The sequence below is a fragment of the Aquimarina macrocephali genome (assembly GCF_051627225.1).
Taxonomy (GTDB): Bacteria; Bacteroidota; Bacteroidia; order Flavobacteriales; family Flavobacteriaceae; genus Aquimarina; species Aquimarina macrocephali.
In genome coordinates this window covers 4,333,036-4,348,471 of sequence record NZ_CP151795.1, presented here as the reverse complement: position 1 = coordinate 4,348,471, position 15,436 = coordinate 4,333,036, and the positions used below count along the sequence as shown (strand labels likewise).

21 protein-coding genes are annotated in these 15,436 nt (G+C 29.8%); 5 read left to right on the top strand and 16 right to left on the bottom strand.

Features of this window, described 5'->3' with window-relative positions; translation table 11 throughout:
• Positions 1-133 precede the first annotated feature (133 nt).
• The 6 genes from AAFU52_RS19210 to nadC all read right to left on the bottom strand — a co-directional run bounded on the left by AAFU52_RS19210 (position 134) and on the right by nadC (position 4,441).
• Positions 134-700, bottom strand: coding sequence for a chalcone isomerase family protein (locus AAFU52_RS19210; RefSeq protein ID WP_438423163.1), 567 nt, complete (start codon positions 698-700; stop codon positions 134-136).
• A 114-nt stretch (positions 701-814) separates the two neighbouring features.
• Complete coding sequence (locus AAFU52_RS19205) at positions 815-1,252, bottom strand: DUF2147 domain-containing protein (protein WP_438423162.1); 438 nt, start codon at positions 1,250-1,252, stop codon at positions 815-817.
• Between the two features lie 103 nt (positions 1,253-1,355).
• Complete coding sequence (locus AAFU52_RS19200) at positions 1,356-1,919, bottom strand: chalcone isomerase family protein (RefSeq protein WP_024769049.1); 564 nt, start codon at positions 1,917-1,919, stop codon at positions 1,356-1,358.
• 143 nt (positions 1,920-2,062) lie between these two features.
• Complete coding sequence (locus AAFU52_RS19195; protein ID WP_024769048.1) at positions 2,063-2,623, bottom strand: chalcone isomerase family protein; 561 nt, start codon at positions 2,621-2,623, stop codon at positions 2,063-2,065.
• Between the two features lie 33 nt (positions 2,624-2,656).
• Entirely contained in the window at positions 2,657-3,580 is a 924-nt protein-coding gene (locus AAFU52_RS19190; protein ID WP_438423161.1) for a YihY/virulence factor BrkB family protein, read from the bottom strand.
• Positions 3,581-3,583: 3 nt separating this feature from the next.
• Complete coding sequence (gene nadC / locus AAFU52_RS19185; RefSeq protein ID WP_438423159.1) at positions 3,584-4,441, bottom strand: carboxylating nicotinate-nucleotide diphosphorylase; 858 nt, start codon at positions 4,439-4,441, stop codon at positions 3,584-3,586.
• Positions 4,442-4,582: 141 nt separating this feature from the next.
• Here nadC and rlmH point away from each other — a divergent pair, with 141 nt between their 5' ends.
• Entirely contained in the window at positions 4,583-5,056 is a 474-nt protein-coding gene (rlmH, locus tag AAFU52_RS19180; protein WP_438423157.1) for a 23S rRNA (pseudouridine(1915)-N(3))-methyltransferase RlmH, read from the top strand.
• Positions 5,057-5,161: 105 nt separating this feature from the next.
• Here rlmH and AAFU52_RS19175 read toward each other — a convergent pair whose 3' ends face one another.
• Genes AAFU52_RS19175 through AAFU52_RS19155 form a run of 5 tightly spaced genes read right to left on the bottom strand, consistent with a single transcriptional unit; the run spans position 5,162 to position 9,207 of the window.
• Positions 5,162-6,187: a hypothetical protein gene (locus tag AAFU52_RS19175; RefSeq protein WP_438423156.1), complete on the bottom strand. Its 1,026-nt coding sequence runs from the start codon at positions 6,185-6,187 to the stop codon at positions 5,162-5,164.
• A gap of 25 nt (positions 6,188-6,212) precedes the next feature.
• Positions 6,213-6,629, bottom strand: a complete 417-nt coding sequence (locus AAFU52_RS19170; protein ID WP_438423155.1) for a hypothetical protein — start codon at positions 6,627-6,629, stop codon at positions 6,213-6,215.
• 28 nt (positions 6,630-6,657) lie between these two features.
• On the bottom strand, positions 6,658-7,104 hold the full coding sequence (locus tag AAFU52_RS19165; RefSeq protein ID WP_438423154.1) for a hypothetical protein: 447 nt from the start codon (positions 7,102-7,104) through the stop codon (positions 6,658-6,660).
• 24 nt (positions 7,105-7,128) lie between these two features.
• Positions 7,129-7,809 (bottom strand): response regulator transcription factor, encoded by a 681-nt coding sequence (locus AAFU52_RS19160; RefSeq protein ID WP_438423153.1) that lies wholly within the window; start codon positions 7,807-7,809, stop codon positions 7,129-7,131.
• Positions 7,810-7,812: 3 nt separating this feature from the next.
• Positions 7,813-9,207: a sensor histidine kinase gene (locus AAFU52_RS19155; RefSeq protein ID WP_438423152.1), complete on the bottom strand. Its 1,395-nt coding sequence runs from the start codon at positions 9,205-9,207 to the stop codon at positions 7,813-7,815.
• A 293-nt stretch (positions 9,208-9,500) separates the two neighbouring features.
• On the opposite strand from AAFU52_RS19155, the gene AAFU52_RS19150 reads away from it, so the two are divergent.
• The 4 genes from AAFU52_RS19150 to AAFU52_RS19135 all read left to right on the top strand — a co-directional run bounded on the left by AAFU52_RS19150 (position 9,501) and on the right by AAFU52_RS19135 (position 12,920).
• The gene (locus tag AAFU52_RS19150; protein WP_051473678.1) at positions 9,501-10,403 is read left to right on the top strand and encodes a geranylgeranylglycerol-phosphate geranylgeranyltransferase; all 903 of its coding nucleotides are present in this window, start codon (positions 9,501-9,503) and stop codon (positions 10,401-10,403) included.
• Positions 10,404-10,406: 3 nt separating this feature from the next.
• The gene (locus tag AAFU52_RS19145) at positions 10,407-10,988 is read left to right on the top strand and encodes a Maf-like protein (protein ID WP_024769038.1); all 582 of its coding nucleotides are present in this window, start codon (positions 10,407-10,409) and stop codon (positions 10,986-10,988) included.
• Positions 10,989-11,172: 184 nt separating this feature from the next.
• Entirely contained in the window at positions 11,173-11,334 is a 162-nt protein-coding gene (locus AAFU52_RS19140; protein WP_161635244.1) for a hypothetical protein, read from the top strand.
• Positions 11,335-11,726: 392 nt separating this feature from the next.
• Positions 11,727-12,920: a phage integrase SAM-like domain-containing protein gene (locus AAFU52_RS19135; RefSeq protein ID WP_438423151.1), complete on the top strand. Its 1,194-nt coding sequence runs from the start codon at positions 11,727-11,729 to the stop codon at positions 12,918-12,920.
• Here the strand turns inward: AAFU52_RS19135 and AAFU52_RS19130 are convergent, their stop codons facing one another.
• The 5 genes from AAFU52_RS19130 to AAFU52_RS19110 form a co-directional block, all read right to left on the bottom strand.
• Entirely contained in the window at positions 12,921-13,589 is a 669-nt protein-coding gene (locus AAFU52_RS19130) for a DUF6549 family protein (protein ID WP_438423150.1), read from the bottom strand.
• Positions 13,586-14,008: a TIGR02594 family protein gene (locus AAFU52_RS19125; RefSeq protein ID WP_438423149.1), complete on the bottom strand. Its 423-nt coding sequence runs from the start codon at positions 14,006-14,008 to the stop codon at positions 13,586-13,588. Before AAFU52_RS19125 ends, AAFU52_RS19130 begins: the two co-directional genes overlap by 4 nt.
• On the bottom strand, positions 14,005-14,508 hold the full coding sequence (locus tag AAFU52_RS19120) for a hypothetical protein (RefSeq protein ID WP_438423148.1): 504 nt from the start codon (positions 14,506-14,508) through the stop codon (positions 14,005-14,007). The genes AAFU52_RS19125 and AAFU52_RS19120 overlap by 4 nt, the downstream gene beginning before the upstream one ends.
• An 81-nt stretch (positions 14,509-14,589) precedes the next feature.
• Positions 14,590-15,069 (bottom strand): hypothetical protein, encoded by a 480-nt coding sequence (locus AAFU52_RS19115; RefSeq protein ID WP_438423147.1) that lies wholly within the window; start codon positions 15,067-15,069, stop codon positions 14,590-14,592.
• The gene (locus AAFU52_RS19110; RefSeq protein WP_438423146.1) at positions 15,066-15,434 is read right to left on the bottom strand and encodes a hypothetical protein; all 369 of its coding nucleotides are present in this window, start codon (positions 15,432-15,434) and stop codon (positions 15,066-15,068) included. Before AAFU52_RS19110 ends, AAFU52_RS19115 begins: the two co-directional genes overlap by 4 nt.
• Between the last annotated feature and the right edge of the window lie 2 nt (positions 15,435-15,436).

Genomic DNA, 15,436 nt, shown 5'->3' with positions numbered 1-15,436 from the left:
ACAAAATTCGGAATAGTTTAGTCTAAAACAACAAAAATACAAGTTTAACCCATAGAATAAAGTTTAATTTTAAGAATAAAAAAGTCCGATTTATTAATTAAATCGGACTTACTACTATATAAACTTGTATTCTTTATTTACTTAACCCTAACATTCCGCCTTTAATAAGTTTGCAAGCAGGCTCATTTCCTAACCAGATTTTAAATAGGGCATATTTAAAATCTCTACCTTTTATAAAACCAAGTTCTTCACCATTTTTATAGGTTTTGATTCCTTTTCCTTTGATGTATACTAAATCAAAATAATCATTAATCTGCATTGGCGAAGTAAATAATTTTAAGAACTTTTCGATTCTAACATCTAAGGTTTGGGTATTACCAAACATTGCATCATCAAAGCCTTTTCTAAAAACTTTAATCATTCTCTTATTTGTTACTTTCTTAGATACTATATTTAAACGGATAGACATACTCTCATCAGAATCTAAAACTACTCCCGGATCATTATATTTTTTCTTGGTATATAAACCTCCCGAATAGGTATCAAACCCAAGAATACTTCTCATTCCTGCTCCGTTTAATGATAGCTCTTCTCCCTCAAAACTAACTTTATATGGTAATACAATATCCCCTACTCTTACCTGCGCCATAGCGAAGGTAGATATAAGGACTATAGTTGTTAATGTAATTATTTTTTTCATGGTTTAGATTTTTATAATTTCAAGGGGTTAGTCCTGAATCTTTAAAAACCTAACCAAAAGAATTGTTAAAATTTATAATTTGATAAATTCTAAGAAGGAAATATATCTTATGTATTACACACGAATCCACTTTTGTGTTCTATATAAAAAAGCTATATACCCTCTCACATTAAGGACATTTGGACTATCCTCATCAATCCAGATTTTACATCGATATATTTTTCCGTTCTCTGGGTCCATAATAGTTCCATCTTCATATTGATCCCCACCTTTTTCAAGCTCTTTGATAATCACCATTCCTTCTATAGGTTTATTATAATCACTGCCTTTACATTCGATACATAACTTATTCTTCTCTGCTTCATCTAATACTTGTAGAATCTTCCCAAACAGCTTGTTTCCTTTCTTATAAATTTCTACGATAGATCTCGGCTCTCCAGTATTATCATCAATAGTTTTCCATTGTCCCACTATTTGTTGTTGTGCATTTACTGTTGTCGATATTAGTAATGTTGCTACAAAAAGAATTTTGCTAAAACTCATAACTTTCATGATAATTTGTGTTTATTAATCCTAAGATAAAAAAATATGATAAAAACAAAAAGCTACCGATTAAAATCGGTAGCTTTTTACTTATTATTTTAATGGTATTAGGTTATTGTATTCCTAACATTCCATTTTTAATTTCTTCACTTGCTGGTTCATCTCCAAGCCAAATTTTAAATAAAGCATATTTAAAATCACGCCCCTTGATTACTCCAAGTTCTTTTTCGTTTTTAAAAGCAGTTACTCCTTTGTCTTTAATATATACTATATCAAAAACATCGTTCTTTACTATAGCTTCAGAGAAAAAACTAATAAATTTATTTATTCTTTTATCTAGGGCTTTTGTATTACCAAAAGTGGCTCTATTAAAACCATCTTTTACTGCTTTTATCATTTTCTTTTGTGTAACAAAACCAGAGACAATATTCAATTTTATAGCCATAGTTTCATTTGCATCAAGGATTTCTTTAGGGTCTTTGCTCTTTTTTGTTAAATAAAGTCCTCCTGCATACATATCAATCCAAAGTACTTTTCTCATTCCGGCACCATTCAATTTCAAATCGGTATCACCAAAATTCTCTTCATAAGGCAAAATAGCTTTACCAATCCTAATTTGCGCAGTAGCGGCAGACAGGGAAATTAGTGCTACCAGTACTAAAGTAATTTTTTTCATTTTAACTAAAGGTATTTGGGGTATTAATATTTGTTTGTACTTATTTTTTAAAGCGCACAAATATAAAAAATATTATGCACGCACAACATCTTGAAATACATTTACTTAATTTTTTAACAAAAATACGATTATATCCTATTGGTTTAACTACCAAGCATTTCTTTTTTAAGTCCTTTATCCGCAGGTTTATTTCCTAACCAGATTTCAAAAAGTGCTTTTTTAAAATCTAATCCCTTAACGTATCCTTTTTCTTTACCATCTTTATAGATTACACTTCCTTTTCCCTTTTCATATACCATATCATACACCTGATCTACTTCAATTTCATTATTAATAAAGCCAATAAATTTTTCTATTCTTTCATTATATGCCTCCATATTTCCGTTAGTTGATTTTTTAAACCCTTCACGTAAAGCATTAGCCATTTTACTTCTAGACATCATACCAGAAAGAATATGCAACTTAATTGCCATAGTTTCATCTGCTTTAGCTATTGCGCTGGCATTACTACTTTTTTTCTTAAGATATAAAGCTCCTGCATAAATATCAAAAAAGAATTTTTCTCTAAGGCCTCCTCCATTAATCGTCAAATCTTCTCCATTAAATTTTACCGTATTAGGTAATGTAGCATCCCCTATTTTGGTTTGAGCCTGTGCAGATACAATAGTAAAAAGGGCAACAAATAATATACTTAGTTTTTTCATATTAAAAATTATTAGAAATCTATGTTAGTGAAATTATGTATTAAAATTCTTTCTTAATTGGTTTAATGATGCATTTAGTTCAAAACCCAGCAGTACCAAATTAGCATTAAGCCATATATATAGCATTAATATCAACATTGCTCCAATCGAACCGTACAATTGATTATAATTTGAGAAATTATCAATATATATCCCAAACAGATATGTTGTGATTATAATCAAAAAGGTAGTCATAAATGCTCCCGGTGAAAAGAACTTATTCTGTTTTCCTTCTGAAGTACCGAAATAAAATAAAGTAGCTATGATCACAAATATCATAAAAACAAATAATGCATATTTACCCAAAGTTAACCAAAAAACAGTATCATCAACAACACCCATTTTATTTAAATCATCTACTAAATACGAAAAGTATAAAGTTCCTATAACCGTAATTAACAATAACGATGCCACGATAATTGACACTCCCAGCGCTACTACATACTGCCTTACAAAGTTTCTATTTAGAGTTACATGATAAGAGTATTCAAAACCAGAAAAAACTGCATTGACTCCATTAGTCATAAAAAGTATCGATAGTACAAAAACAGTAGATAGTAGTCCTCCTCGAGGGTTAGATGCTATATCTTCGAATATCCCAGAGAAAAAATCTGAAGATTGATTAGGTAATGCTCCTTTCACAAATTCAAAAAAATTCTCCTCAAACCCGTCTATTGGCACATAAGGAATCAAATTAAGAAGAAATAATAAGAATGGAAACAGAGAAAGGAAAAAACTCCATGATATCGCACTGGCTCTAGCCGAAAAAGTACCTTTTATAATCCCGATAACATAGATTTCTATTAGGTCGTATATCGATAACCCTTCAAAACCAGGAAGAATAAGTTTCTTCCCTATTTTGACCAATATATTGATCACAGGAATCTTGTTAAGCTTATCTTCTACGGGTTTTGACATATATTATACAGCTTTCAAACTCAAATCCAGATTATAAACAGAATGTGTTAGCGCACCGCTGCTAATATAATCTACTCCACATTCTGCATATTTACGAACAGTTTCTTCATTAATTCCTCCACTGGATTCGGTAAGACACGAATCACCAATTAATTTCACAGCTTCTCGAGTATCTTCATAATTAAAATTATCAATTAATATTCGATACACTCCTGGTGTTTGAAGTATTTCTTTGATCTCATTAAGATCTCGGGCTTCAACAATAATTTTAAGATCAAGGTTTTGGTCAGAAAGGTATTGTTTGGTCTTTTCTATAGCTTTGGTAATTCCCCCGGCAAAATCGATATGGTTATCTTTTAGCATTACCATATCATACAATGCAAACCTATGGTTCTCTCCTCCTCCAATCTTTACCGCCCATTTTTCTAATGCTCGTATTCCCGGAGTTGTTTTTCGAGTATCTAGAATCTTTGTTCCTGTACCATCCAAAAGAGTAACAAAATGATTTGTTTTGGTAGCAATTGCACTCATTCGTTGCATGGCATTAAGTACTAATCGTTCTGCTTTGAGGATAGACTGTGAACTTCCTGAAACATAAAAAGCTACATCTCCGTATTTAACACGAGACCCATCTTCTAGTACAGTCTCAATTTTTATATTTGGATCTACATAATTAAACACGCTCTTGGCAAAATCTACTCCAGCAAGGATACCTTCATCCTTAACTAAAAGTTTTGCTTTTCCGATAGTGGATTCTGGAATACAAGCTAATGAACTATGATCACCATCTCCTACATCTTCACGTATGGCATTGGTAATTATCAAATCAATTTCTTTATTGAATTGGGTTTCGCTAATCATATTGAATGGTTATTTTTGCTAATGTAAAAAAAGAAGTCGGAAGTACGAAGTGAGAAGCACATCGTATTTTTATTTACTTTACACCATAAATCTAAGTTTCACCTGGTTTTTGAGTAGAAATTACTACAATATTAAATACACATGAATATTAAATTACTTGCCGTAGGCAAAACAGATGACAAACAACTCAATGACCTTATCAACAACTATATCAAAAGGTTACAGTTTTATATTAAATTTAGTTTTGAAATCATTCCCGATATTAAGAATGCAAAAAATCTTAGTGAATCTCAACAAAAAGAAAAAGAAGGAAAATTAATTCTTAATCACGTCGAAAATTCTGATGTATTGGTATTATTAGATGAAAATGGGAAGCAATATGATTCTGTACTATTTTCCGAAGTATTGCAAAAACATATGAATAGCGGGATCAAACAATTAATTTTTGCAATAGGAGGTCCTTATGGATTTAGCCCAGAAGTGTATAACAGGGCTAATAGTAAACTATCATTATCTAAAATGACATTTTCGCATCAAATGATACGTTTATTTTTTGTAGAACAATTATACCGTGGGTTTACCATTTTAAAAAATGAACCTTACCATCATCGATAAGGTTCATTTATAATGTGTACTTATTATTTTAGTTTAACATCACTATAAAATAACTTGGTGAAAGAGGTAGGAAAGACCAACTTTTTACCAAAGGAATTTGCAGTATTATTCCAGGTATTCTTTTAGATATTGGTCAAATGACTTGTTTTCCAAAAAAATATCTTTTTGATACTCTATTTTTAATTTCTCGAGAACTCGAGTTAAGTTAAAGCCTAATGAATAATAATATCCTCCTCCTAAATTGTACATCCATTCGTCCTGTTTCAAATCATAATCTTTAAATCGATTGGCTACATATTTATTATCGATTTCGGATAAAATATGATTATTAGAATTAGTCGACAACATCAATTTAACACAGTACTCAACGTATCTGGCTGTACCTTCTGATTTTGACAAGCTAGCTTCTAATTCTGATATGTCAATTCCAAATTCGTTCCTGACTTGAGAAAATCTTTGCTCTTTACTTTTTAAATATTCCGAAATATGATTTTTAATACTATCATTATTGTTTTCTTGTAATATCTTAAGAAGAAGCTGGTTTTCGTGTTTAATGTTTGTATTGAACCAATTCTTATTTTTAAAGAAATAATTTAATGTATCTCTATCAAAATCTCTTTGACTTGACATTTGTTTCTTTCTAAACTTTTTGAATTTTTTTTGATATTGATGAAATATTTCATGAATAACCATTGTCATCCATTCTTCTGTATCTTTAACATCGGTTATGAATTTTTCTGTCAATTCGACATCACTAAACATTCCTAATGTATTTTTATATTCTAATGCCGAAGTATTTTTATCTTCATAAGACACATTCATATAAAAATTTGTAGTGTCAATTATGGGAGTAAACCCAACGGATACATCTGAATCATTACAGTTATACGCTACTATACCAATTTTTTCTTTCAATGCGTCATTAGCATTTATCGTAAAAAGACCTTCTTTTGTATAATATAGCATAGGACCAAAAAGTAGCTGCTTATCAAAATCTTTCCAATATTTTTTTGCCACATTACTTTTTGTATCCACCAGATAATTGATTCTTTCACAGGTCAAATCAGAGTCGTTTTTGTTACAACTAAATAGTCCTAATAAAGCAATTGAAAATACTATAAGTTTTCTCATATCTAAATTATTATGAAAGGTCTAGTTATTCTTTTACGATATCTTTAAGATCGCTAAACATGTCTATGAGATCTTCTACTACGTCTGCAGATACAAATTCTTTATCCATAAAAACGTTTAGTTTTCCTCTTTTCAGCTTTACAACATACCCTGTCTCTCCTTTGGTATTATATTTCCAGGTAGATGTCGTTCCGTTTTTAGTCATTTCGGGAGTTAAATGATCTTTTAAAAACTGTTTTAGTTTTCCTGTTTTGGATGACGGAAAGCTAGCTTTTAATGTATACATATCTTTTGTATTAGAGATAGAAATGTTTACTCTATAGTTACTTTCTCCCGGTTCGTCGCTAGAATAACTAATAGACACTTTAGAGTTTGAAGTTGTTTGAGCATTGCTCAAAGAAAGAGCAAATACAAGACTTAATACACAAATGATTGTTTTCATAATTTTTGTTTTTTGATTGATGATTGATTTAATTTTCGTTTTTTGATGTAATTGATTTTAATTCTTTGCCTATTCTTTCAAATTTCTTAATCAGTTTATTCGAGGCCAGTTCTTTATCTACATTGATTCTTAATCTATTTTCTTTGAGCCGTACTTCATATAATTCTTCATTTTCAGTTTCTTTTCTCCACAAATAAGCCTCATCCTCGATGGTCATATTTTCTTTTCCAAATTGATCGATGAGGTAAGTTTTTACATCATTTTCCATATACTTCATAAATCTAATTTTGATTCTAAAACTCTCTTCCATATCAATTATAGCAAAGGATCTAGAATAACTTTTTTCATTCGAATCATCACTAATACTTATAGTCACTTCTGATGATGACTTAGAAGAACTTGTGGAGCTTGTTTGGGCATTCATGGTTAGTAATCCTATAAGAAGGTTTACCAAAATGGTGATTAATGTTTTCATATTGTTTGTTTTTTGATTGATGATTTAAGCTATATTAAATGTGAGACCAACCCCACGTACACTTTCTATATTTATGTTATTGTCTTCTTTAAAATATTTTCTTAATCGACTTATGAATACGTCCATACTTCTACCCGAGAAAAAATCATCATTACCCCAGACATCCTTAAGCACATCTTCTCTTTTTATCATTGCATTTCTATGTTCCCATAAATATTGAATTAACAATGTTTCTTTTTCTGTTAATCGTTGTGATTCTTCATTCAATTTTAATTGATGATTAACAATATCAAACTCATAATTCCCTATTCTAACAACATCTTCTTTTACGGATTCTACTTTTCGTGTTCGTTTTAAAATATTTTGAAGTTTAAGGACCAGAATATCTGCTTCAAATGGTTTCACGATGTAATCATCTGCGCCTAGTTTTAATCCTCTGATTTTATCTTCTTTCATTTTCTTAGCAGTGAGAAATATGAATGGAATTTCGGGATCAATATCTACTACTTTCTCTGCCAATGTAAATCCATCCATTTTTGGCATCATTACATCAAAGACGCATATATCAAATTTTCCTTCAGAAAAGATCGATAGCGCTTCTTTACCATCCTTGGCCCAGGTTACACTATAATTATGTATTTCGAGGTATTGTTTTAATATACTTCCAAAATCAAAATCATCTTCTGCGAGTAGTATGTGTTTCATATATTAAATTGTTGGTATAGTTATTTTAAAATTTGTTCCTTCATCGGGTTTACTTTCAATATCTATTTTACCCTGGTGCGCCTTAATGATTTGGTCGGTATAGAAGAGTCCCAAACCTAATCCTTTTACATCGTGTACATTCCCTGTTGTTATTCTATAAAATTTTTCAAAGATTCTATGGTATTCTTTTTCAGAAATCCCGATCCCATTATCTCGAATCGAAATTGTATACCCTTCATTTTTAAGTTCTGTTCGTATCTTAATTTTGACTTTTTCTTTACCGTATTTTACAGCATTCTCCATTACATTAAATAAGGCTGTGGTAAATAGAAATTTATCAATATTAAGATCTACATCTCTAAATTCTATCTTCGTACTCACTTCAACTTCTTTATTCTTAACCGATAACTTAAAATCGGCTACAACTTCTTTAAAATACACACTATCCAGCACTTTTTCTTTCTTTAAAATAATTTCTTCTGATCCTAAAGTATTATTCATCACCTGATCGATTAATTTTTGTAATCGGTTATTTTGTCGATCTAATATATCTAATGCACTAGAGAATATTTTTGGTGAATTTTGAGTCTCTTTGTTTCTTAAACTTTTAGACGCAATACTTAACGTAGCTAGTGGAGTTTTAAGCTCATGAGTGATATTATTTATAAAATCATTACGTACATCGGCAATTTTCTTTTGTTTAATCACTGTTTTAATCGAATAGAAAAGTAAGGCTACCACGAATAATAACAATACAACAGAGAATAAAAACAGGCTTGCCATTTGCCCAAAAACTATTCTTTTCCATCCAATAATACTAATCGAATCTACTGTTCGAATTTCTAGATTAAGTTGAGTTTTTATAATTTCAACACCACTATCATCCTCTATATCTTGTTCTGTAAACCATCTACCACTACTTATTACATTACCTTCTTCATCAGGGAAATCTTCTCCGAACAGAAAGTAATTATTTTCTTCTTTTGCTTTAAAAACGGTATCTAAAAGGTTATTATCATGAATAATAATACTCTTTATTGTTTTCTTATATTTTAACTCATATCCCAGATTAACTTTTCCCATTTCTTTTTCATAGTACTCGTTAAATGTATCATTTAACGAATCTGTAAAAGGCTTGAAACGTTCTATAGTTTCATTTTTAAGAAGGTTATTCTTTCTATACTCTATTAGGTTTTTTGTTAATTGATTATACCAAAGCTCTGCTATAGAATCCATTTCTTTGGTATTATCGATACTCGAGACGGCTTTCTTTGTTTCTTTAATAAACACATCTTTTTTAAGTTGATATGTGTTATAAATCAAATACCCCTGAATCCCAGATAATGCTAATAAGGTCAAAATGGATGTAATGATAAGTATGTTTATTTTTTTCTTCATTATGGTAATATATAGCTTGTTTATTTTTTTAATACTTGATGTATTAAAAGGTTGCTACGTTAACAAAAAATGTAACTTTCTTTATTTTAGCACCCATTCGTTTTTTGATTGATGATGATCCCAAAAGTATAGCAAACATCTTTTGAATCAATAAAACCAGCCTTCATTAACCGTCTATTAACGTTAACACACCTAATCATTACTGTAAAAACAAGGCTTTTAAGTATCTATGTTAATAGGCCAAAAATTAGTATTAATTATTACATTTGCTGACTAATTAACCAATCACTTCTATGCTATCCTATTTGAAGCTTATAAAATTTGATAACTTACTTATAATTGCCTTTGCACAATTATGTATTAAATACGGCCTATTTGCCCCCTTTAATATTGCTATTACTCTAAATGGTTTAGGTATTGCTATTCTAATGATTGCTACATTTTGTATTGCTGCTGCGGGTAATATAATTATTGAAATCTATAATCAAGAAGATACTGGTGTAAAAGGCTTATTATATGATTCTATAACTGAAAAATCAGCCAATCGATTATTCATTATTTTTAATATCGTAGGGGTACTTATTGGGTTTTATCTGGCCAATCTTATTGATAGACCTGGTTTTGCAGCATTGTTTATAGTAATTTCTGGAGTATTTTATATCTACGCATCTTATCTGAAAGAAATTTTAGTTCTTAAAAATTTTATTCCTGCATTACTTGCTGCATTGAGTTTAATTGTTTTGGGGATTTTTGATCTTCTTCCTGCTATCACCGAAAAAAACAGAGAATCACAAACCGTTATTTTTTCTATTATCTTAGATTACTCAATATTTACATTCATTATTGTGCTATTAAGAGAACTAGTAAAAGATTGTCTACACATAGATAGAGATCATAATATTGGGATTAGAACTATCCCAATAGTTTTGGGTAAAAATCGAACAACAAAATTAATTGGAGTATTAACATTACTTCCTATTTTTTCTATTGTTTATTATATATACACTTATCTTTTTTCAAACAGTAAAGCTGTTATTTTTGTACTGATCCTTATTGTTGCTCCACTGCTCTATTTTATGATTAAAAGCTTTAGTGCCGAATCAGATAAACAACTTACCAGATTATCATTGCTTTTAAAGATAATTTTATTTACCGCATCTATCTCACTCTTATTTTATCAATTTGTTTTAGTATAACGTATGTTAAAAGATATATTAATAAATAAAAATGTAATTCTTGCATCTGGTTCTCCCAGAAGACAAAAGTTTTTTAATGACCTGGATCTGGATTTTACAATACAATTAAAAGAGGTCGACGAAATATATCCCGATCATCTCAAAGCCGAAGAAATTTCGGATTATCTGGCTAAGCTTAAAGCAAATGCATTTACAGATTTACATCCGAAAGATATTTTAATCACCAGTGATACTATTGTTTGGCATAACAACAAAGCCTTAGGCAAGCCAAAAAACCTGATAGAAGCTTCAGAAATGATTAATTCTCTATCTGGAGATACCCATGAGGTTATTACTTCGGTATGTTTTAAAACAATCAATCAGACTATTATAGTACATCAAACTACCAAGGTTACTTTTAAGAAGCTATCTACAGAAGAAATCGAGTACTATGTACAAACTTATAAACCTCTGGATAAAGCAGGAGCTTATGGTATACAAGAATGGATTGGTTTTATTGGAATATCTAATATCGAAGGGAGTCATTTTAATGTAATGGGGCTTCCCACACATCTTGTTTATGAAACATTAAGACAATTAGCTTAGGAACACAATCCAAGCAAACTTAAAACACTCATTATACAATACACATCAAGTATTTTAAATAATACTTCCCTAATCTTTCCGTTTCTCGTAGTTTATCTAACAACAAAATGTTAAATGAGGTTTTTCCGTAATTACTTGATTTTTAATTTGTTTATATTTCTTTATTATTTTAAAACTTAATATTATGCTAAAGAATCTCTTAAACTTAAACGGTATCAAAACACTTAACAAAACAGAACAAAAATCCTTAAAAGGAGGCTGGACTTATGTTATGTGTCACTCATGTGATCAATACTTACCTCCTGGATATGTATGTATGAATGAAGTTTTTTGCGGGCCTAACTAATACTATATAAAAAATAAAAACGGGATATATTGATCCCGTTTTTATTTTTAAATTACCAAATACATCTTTAACATACTAGTTTATTAACTTCAACCTATTCTACACTTCTTTATCACTATAAATAGATTCATCTTCATATTGAATAAAAAAGAACACTCCATACAGCCTACATTATTAGGTAATTTCTCATTCATCTATCAATTAAAAGAATTAGATAGTTACTGAAACGTTAACAGTACTTGCCAAATCTGAATAACTCTCAAATCACATTAAAACACTATACTTGCCAATAATACAGTACATTCAATAATTGATGCTAAATTAAATTATAATCAAATATAGTAAAAATTCGTTAATTTTTTACATAAATTTGTACGTAAATTGTACGAAGAATGAAAGCATCTATTAAAATGTATAAATCGGATGGATTAACTTCTGGAATGTATCCTGTAAAAATTATTATCACTCATAAAGGTAAAACCACTAGAAAAGAAATAAGTCTAACGGATCCTAACGATTGGGATCCTAATAATCATTTCCCTTTACCAACTCATCCAGACTATGATGATTTATACGTAAGAATAGCGAATTGTAAAGCTAAATCAATGACATCAAAATTTAAAAAAATGATAGACGTTTATGAAGCTATGGATTTTATAGATTATGATCAGGAAGAAGAAAAAGATACGAGAATTGATTTTTATGCTTTTTTTAAAGAAAGGATAGAGTATTATAAATCAATCAAAAAAGAAGGAAAGGCTTATGTACATGAGTATGTCTTAAAAGATTTAAAGAAATTTAAAACAACTCTTGCTTTAGATGAAGTTTCATTCAAATTAATTGATGACTACAAAGAGTATAGAAAATTATTAAAATCAAAAAATTCAGGTATCCAAACATATTTAGCATGCTTCAGGTCTATTTATAACAAATGCTGCAGAGCTTATGAAGTACCAAACAAAAGGCCGTTTGATGGCGCTGCAAAAGATATACCTCATTCTAAAAAGAGAGTAAAAAACGTTTATTTAGATATAAAGACTATCTCTTCTTTAGAAAAAATACAAAGCAAGTATCCATCTCATCAAAGAACAATTGATTTGACCCTTTTACAATTTTACCTCGGTGGCCAATATCTAGTAGACTTGTATTATATAAAAAAGGAAAACATTCATAACAACAGGATTTTTTTTAAAAGAATTAAACTTGGTGAAAAAGCAGTTGAATTTGATGTTAAAATATTTCCTAAAGCTCAAATACTTATTGATAAATATAAAACCGAAGATTCTGAATATTTATTCCCCTGGAGAAAAGATAACAAAGGGTATAAGGGGTTTTATCAAGTACATCATAAAACGTTGAAAAGAGTATTTGAAATTCATAAGTTAAAAACGTTGCCAAAAAACGAACCTGTTTTAACTCGATCTCCTCGTCATACTTTTGCAACTATAGGAAAATTTCATAATATTAATGTAGATATTATACGCGAAATAATGGGGCATGAAAGAAATGACATGGATACCGTTTATAAAGATAAATTCCCTCAGAAAGTGAAGGATAAAGAACACTGGAAAATAATTAAAACCTAATCAAAAACTCCACAAACTATAACCTACTCCTAATCCAAATGTTGGACTTAAAGTGTAGTCTACTCCTGCAAATACAATAACATGAAATTTGTTGTTTTTAATGGTAACTATCTGACTTTCTATATCGTCAACCTTTAAATACGGATTACTATTTGTCATTGAAACCTCTAGCTGTGTTTTAAAGAAACCAACTTTACGATTTCCTATGACTAGTCTTTGAGTGTTTGGAATATTAATTTTATCGATAGTAACCCCAAAATTAGAAACGTTACCAGATAATTTATAATTAGGGTTATTTAAAGCAAAAGAACGCTTAAAAGGTGTTTCGACTGGGTTATTGAACGGGATTTCTATAGTATCAATTCTAACAACCGTTTTAATTTTTACTGCAGCTTTTACTCGCTTAAATTTCTTTAATAATGCTTTAAGAGAATCATCTTTAACAAATATTCCTTTTCGAAGTTCTTTATTCGTTACCAATAAAGCCTTTTTTGAACTGGCTAATTCACCGTTTTTCAGCTTATAAGTGTATACAACATCTTTTAAAGTTGAAATATTATCCTGATACCTATCTATATCTTTTTTTCGTCTTAAATCGCTTTTAAACAATAAAATACACAGTATGAATATACCAGCAATCCAATGTATGTTTTTTTTTAAATTTTTCATGCTTCCAATCTTCTATATTGTAATAATCTCCTCTTCGGATAGGCAGAAATTTTTACTTGATTATTTTGATTTCCTCCTAATACATAAATCCAATTTCTAGTTTCACGTATGAAAAAAGCAACATGGCCTTTCCAACTATTTGGGCTCTCTCTCCAGAAAACAACAATATCTCCTAATTTAGGTTCTGATACCTTCTTACCAACCTTCAACCAACTTCTAGCATCTAGCCTCCCTGTATACGGCAATCCTGATTTTTTACATACCCAGTTTGCAAAAGCTGAACACCAAGCAGTTTCATCGTGTAACTTTGTTCCATTGAATCCTATTTCATCAAAATACTTAAGGACTTCAGGATTATCTTTTTTTCCGTAAATTTCTTTTACTCCTACTTGAGATAAAGCCAACTCAATTGTTTTCATATTTCTTCTTTTTTATCTTCATTTAATGGTGGGCATACATCCGTTTGGTTAAGCTTAAAAATTATCTTCTTTTGAATCATATTTCTGATCTTAACAATCAATCCTATAATTGGCAAGTTTTTTTTAAATAGCTGTCTGTAATTTTTATTTGACATCTCCAACTCGTAAACAATCATCATATTTAATAAAACATGTCTTATTAATTTTGATACTATCATGTCATTGGCTGCTTCTTCTCCGTAGATTTGAATCATGTTTAACTCATAATTGTATGCTGTCATTAAAAGAATAGCATAAAAACATAATCTTATACCCCCAGATAGGAATGATTCGAATGTTGGAAACCTCTTATATCCCCAGCATTTAATAATATACATAGCACCATTAAACAAAACACTCAATAAAAGTACGGTAAAACCGTAATTAGAAGATTGAAGCAAAGTTTTCGCTAAACTCCATTCGACATAAAGAGAGAAAGGGGCTAATATGACACTGAACATCGCCAGCGATTTATAATATTTCACTACGGTATAAAAGAATATTTTAAATAACATTTATTTTTTTTATCTAGGGGTACCATTTTATAATTTTCTATTCATAAGTATTATTCCATATATAGTAAATATCATTGTCACTGCTATACCGTATAAATGACCAACATACCAATTAACACTTCCCATAAAGAAAAAACAGGTGTAATAAATTACATTGCTTATGCAAAGCATTCCTACACCGATAGTAAACCATCTAGTAGACATGCATGCTTTATGGATTATTAGGTAAGGATATATCCAATACACCATCAAGAAGCCTAATACATTTTTATTAATCCCAGATATACAAGGATTTATCTTAACACCAGCTTCTCTCAACAAAAAGAAAACTAGGTTATACGCTACGATCACAAAGGGTAAATAACTAATCCATTTTTTTACATTAGTTTTAACAACCATTCTATCAATAGCATCAACTAAATATGAAGCTGTTTTAGGTGGCGTTCCTGGATCAATACCTCCCTGATCTATAGGATCCTCGTCTTGTTTTTTTCTTATCGCTCTCATTTTACCGGCGTGATTTTTCTTTGAATTGGGTTTGAAACTTTTTTCCTAAGCCATAAATAGAATAATGCCGTTAATGCTATCGGTGTAACAACAAAATAAAATTCATTATTCTCTACATGTGGAACCGTCCATTCTAACCCCATTTTGCTAAACAAATAATTTAGAAAAACAATAACATCTTGATCATATTCAAATGTTACATAAGACAGCGACAAATGGGTGAAATAATCCATCCAATTATCTCTCATGTAGTATTTAAAGGAAAATTTACCTACAATTCCTTTTTGTTTTTTCAACTTATAGATTGTAAATTTTATCACAGTAATCATGATAAAACATATAATCAACCCTTTTAAAATATCCATTT

What these genes read in the sequence shown, in the direction of transcription:
- AAFU52_RS19210 (WP_438423163.1), bottom strand. Translation starts at nt 700, where the DNA reads ATGAAAAAAATAATTACATTAACAACTATAGTCCTTATATCTACCTTC.
- AAFU52_RS19205 (WP_438423162.1), bottom strand. Translation starts at nt 1,252, where the DNA reads ATGAAAGTTATGAGTTTTAGCAAAATTCTTTTTGTAGCAACATTACTA.
- AAFU52_RS19200 (WP_024769049.1), bottom strand. Translation starts at nt 1,919, where the DNA reads ATGAAAAAAATTACTTTAGTACTGGTAGCACTAATTTCCCTGTCTGCC.
- AAFU52_RS19195 (WP_024769048.1), bottom strand. Translation starts at nt 2,623, where the DNA reads ATGAAAAAACTAAGTATATTATTTGTTGCCCTTTTTACTATTGTATCT.
- AAFU52_RS19190 (WP_438423161.1), bottom strand. Translation starts at nt 3,580, where the DNA reads ATGTCAAAACCCGTAGAAGATAAGCTTAACAAGATTCCTGTGATCAAT.
- nadC (WP_438423159.1), bottom strand. Translation starts at nt 4,441, where the DNA reads ATGATTAGCGAAACCCAATTCAATAAAGAAATTGATTTGATAATTACC.
- rlmH (WP_438423157.1), top strand. Translation starts at nt 4,583, where the DNA reads ATGAATATTAAATTACTTGCCGTAGGCAAAACAGATGACAAACAACTC.
- AAFU52_RS19175 (WP_438423156.1), bottom strand. Translation starts at nt 6,187, where the DNA reads ATGAGAAAACTTATAGTATTTTCAATTGCTTTATTAGGACTATTTAGT.
- AAFU52_RS19170 (WP_438423155.1), bottom strand. Translation starts at nt 6,629, where the DNA reads ATGAAAACAATCATTTGTGTATTAAGTCTTGTATTTGCTCTTTCTTTG.
- AAFU52_RS19165 (WP_438423154.1), bottom strand. Translation starts at nt 7,104, where the DNA reads ATGAAAACATTAATCACCATTTTGGTAAACCTTCTTATAGGATTACTA.
- AAFU52_RS19160 (WP_438423153.1), bottom strand. Translation starts at nt 7,809, where the DNA reads ATGAAACACATACTACTCGCAGAAGATGATTTTGATTTTGGAAGTATA.
- AAFU52_RS19155 (WP_438423152.1), bottom strand. Translation starts at nt 9,207, where the DNA reads ATGAAGAAAAAAATAAACATACTTATCATTACATCCATTTTGACCTTA.
- AAFU52_RS19150 (WP_051473678.1), top strand. Translation starts at nt 9,501, where the DNA reads ATGCTATCCTATTTGAAGCTTATAAAATTTGATAACTTACTTATAATT.
- AAFU52_RS19145 (WP_024769038.1), top strand. Translation starts at nt 10,407, where the DNA reads ATGTTAAAAGATATATTAATAAATAAAAATGTAATTCTTGCATCTGGT.
- AAFU52_RS19140 (WP_161635244.1), top strand. Translation starts at nt 11,173, where the DNA reads ATGCTAAAGAATCTCTTAAACTTAAACGGTATCAAAACACTTAACAAA.
- AAFU52_RS19135 (WP_438423151.1), top strand. Translation starts at nt 11,727, where the DNA reads ATGAAAGCATCTATTAAAATGTATAAATCGGATGGATTAACTTCTGGA.
- AAFU52_RS19130 (WP_438423150.1), bottom strand. Translation starts at nt 13,589, where the DNA reads ATGAAAAATTTAAAAAAAAACATACATTGGATTGCTGGTATATTCATA.
- AAFU52_RS19125 (WP_438423149.1), bottom strand. Translation starts at nt 14,008, where the DNA reads ATGAAAACAATTGAGTTGGCTTTATCTCAAGTAGGAGTAAAAGAAATT.
- AAFU52_RS19120 (WP_438423148.1), bottom strand. Translation starts at nt 14,508, where the DNA reads ATGTTCAGTGTCATATTAGCCCCTTTCTCTCTTTATGTCGAATGGAGT.
- AAFU52_RS19115 (WP_438423147.1), bottom strand. Translation starts at nt 15,069, where the DNA reads ATGAGAGCGATAAGAAAAAAACAAGACGAGGATCCTATAGATCAGGGA.
- AAFU52_RS19110 (WP_438423146.1), bottom strand. Translation starts at nt 15,434, where the DNA reads ATGGATATTTTAAAAGGGTTGATTATATGTTTTATCATGATTACTGTG.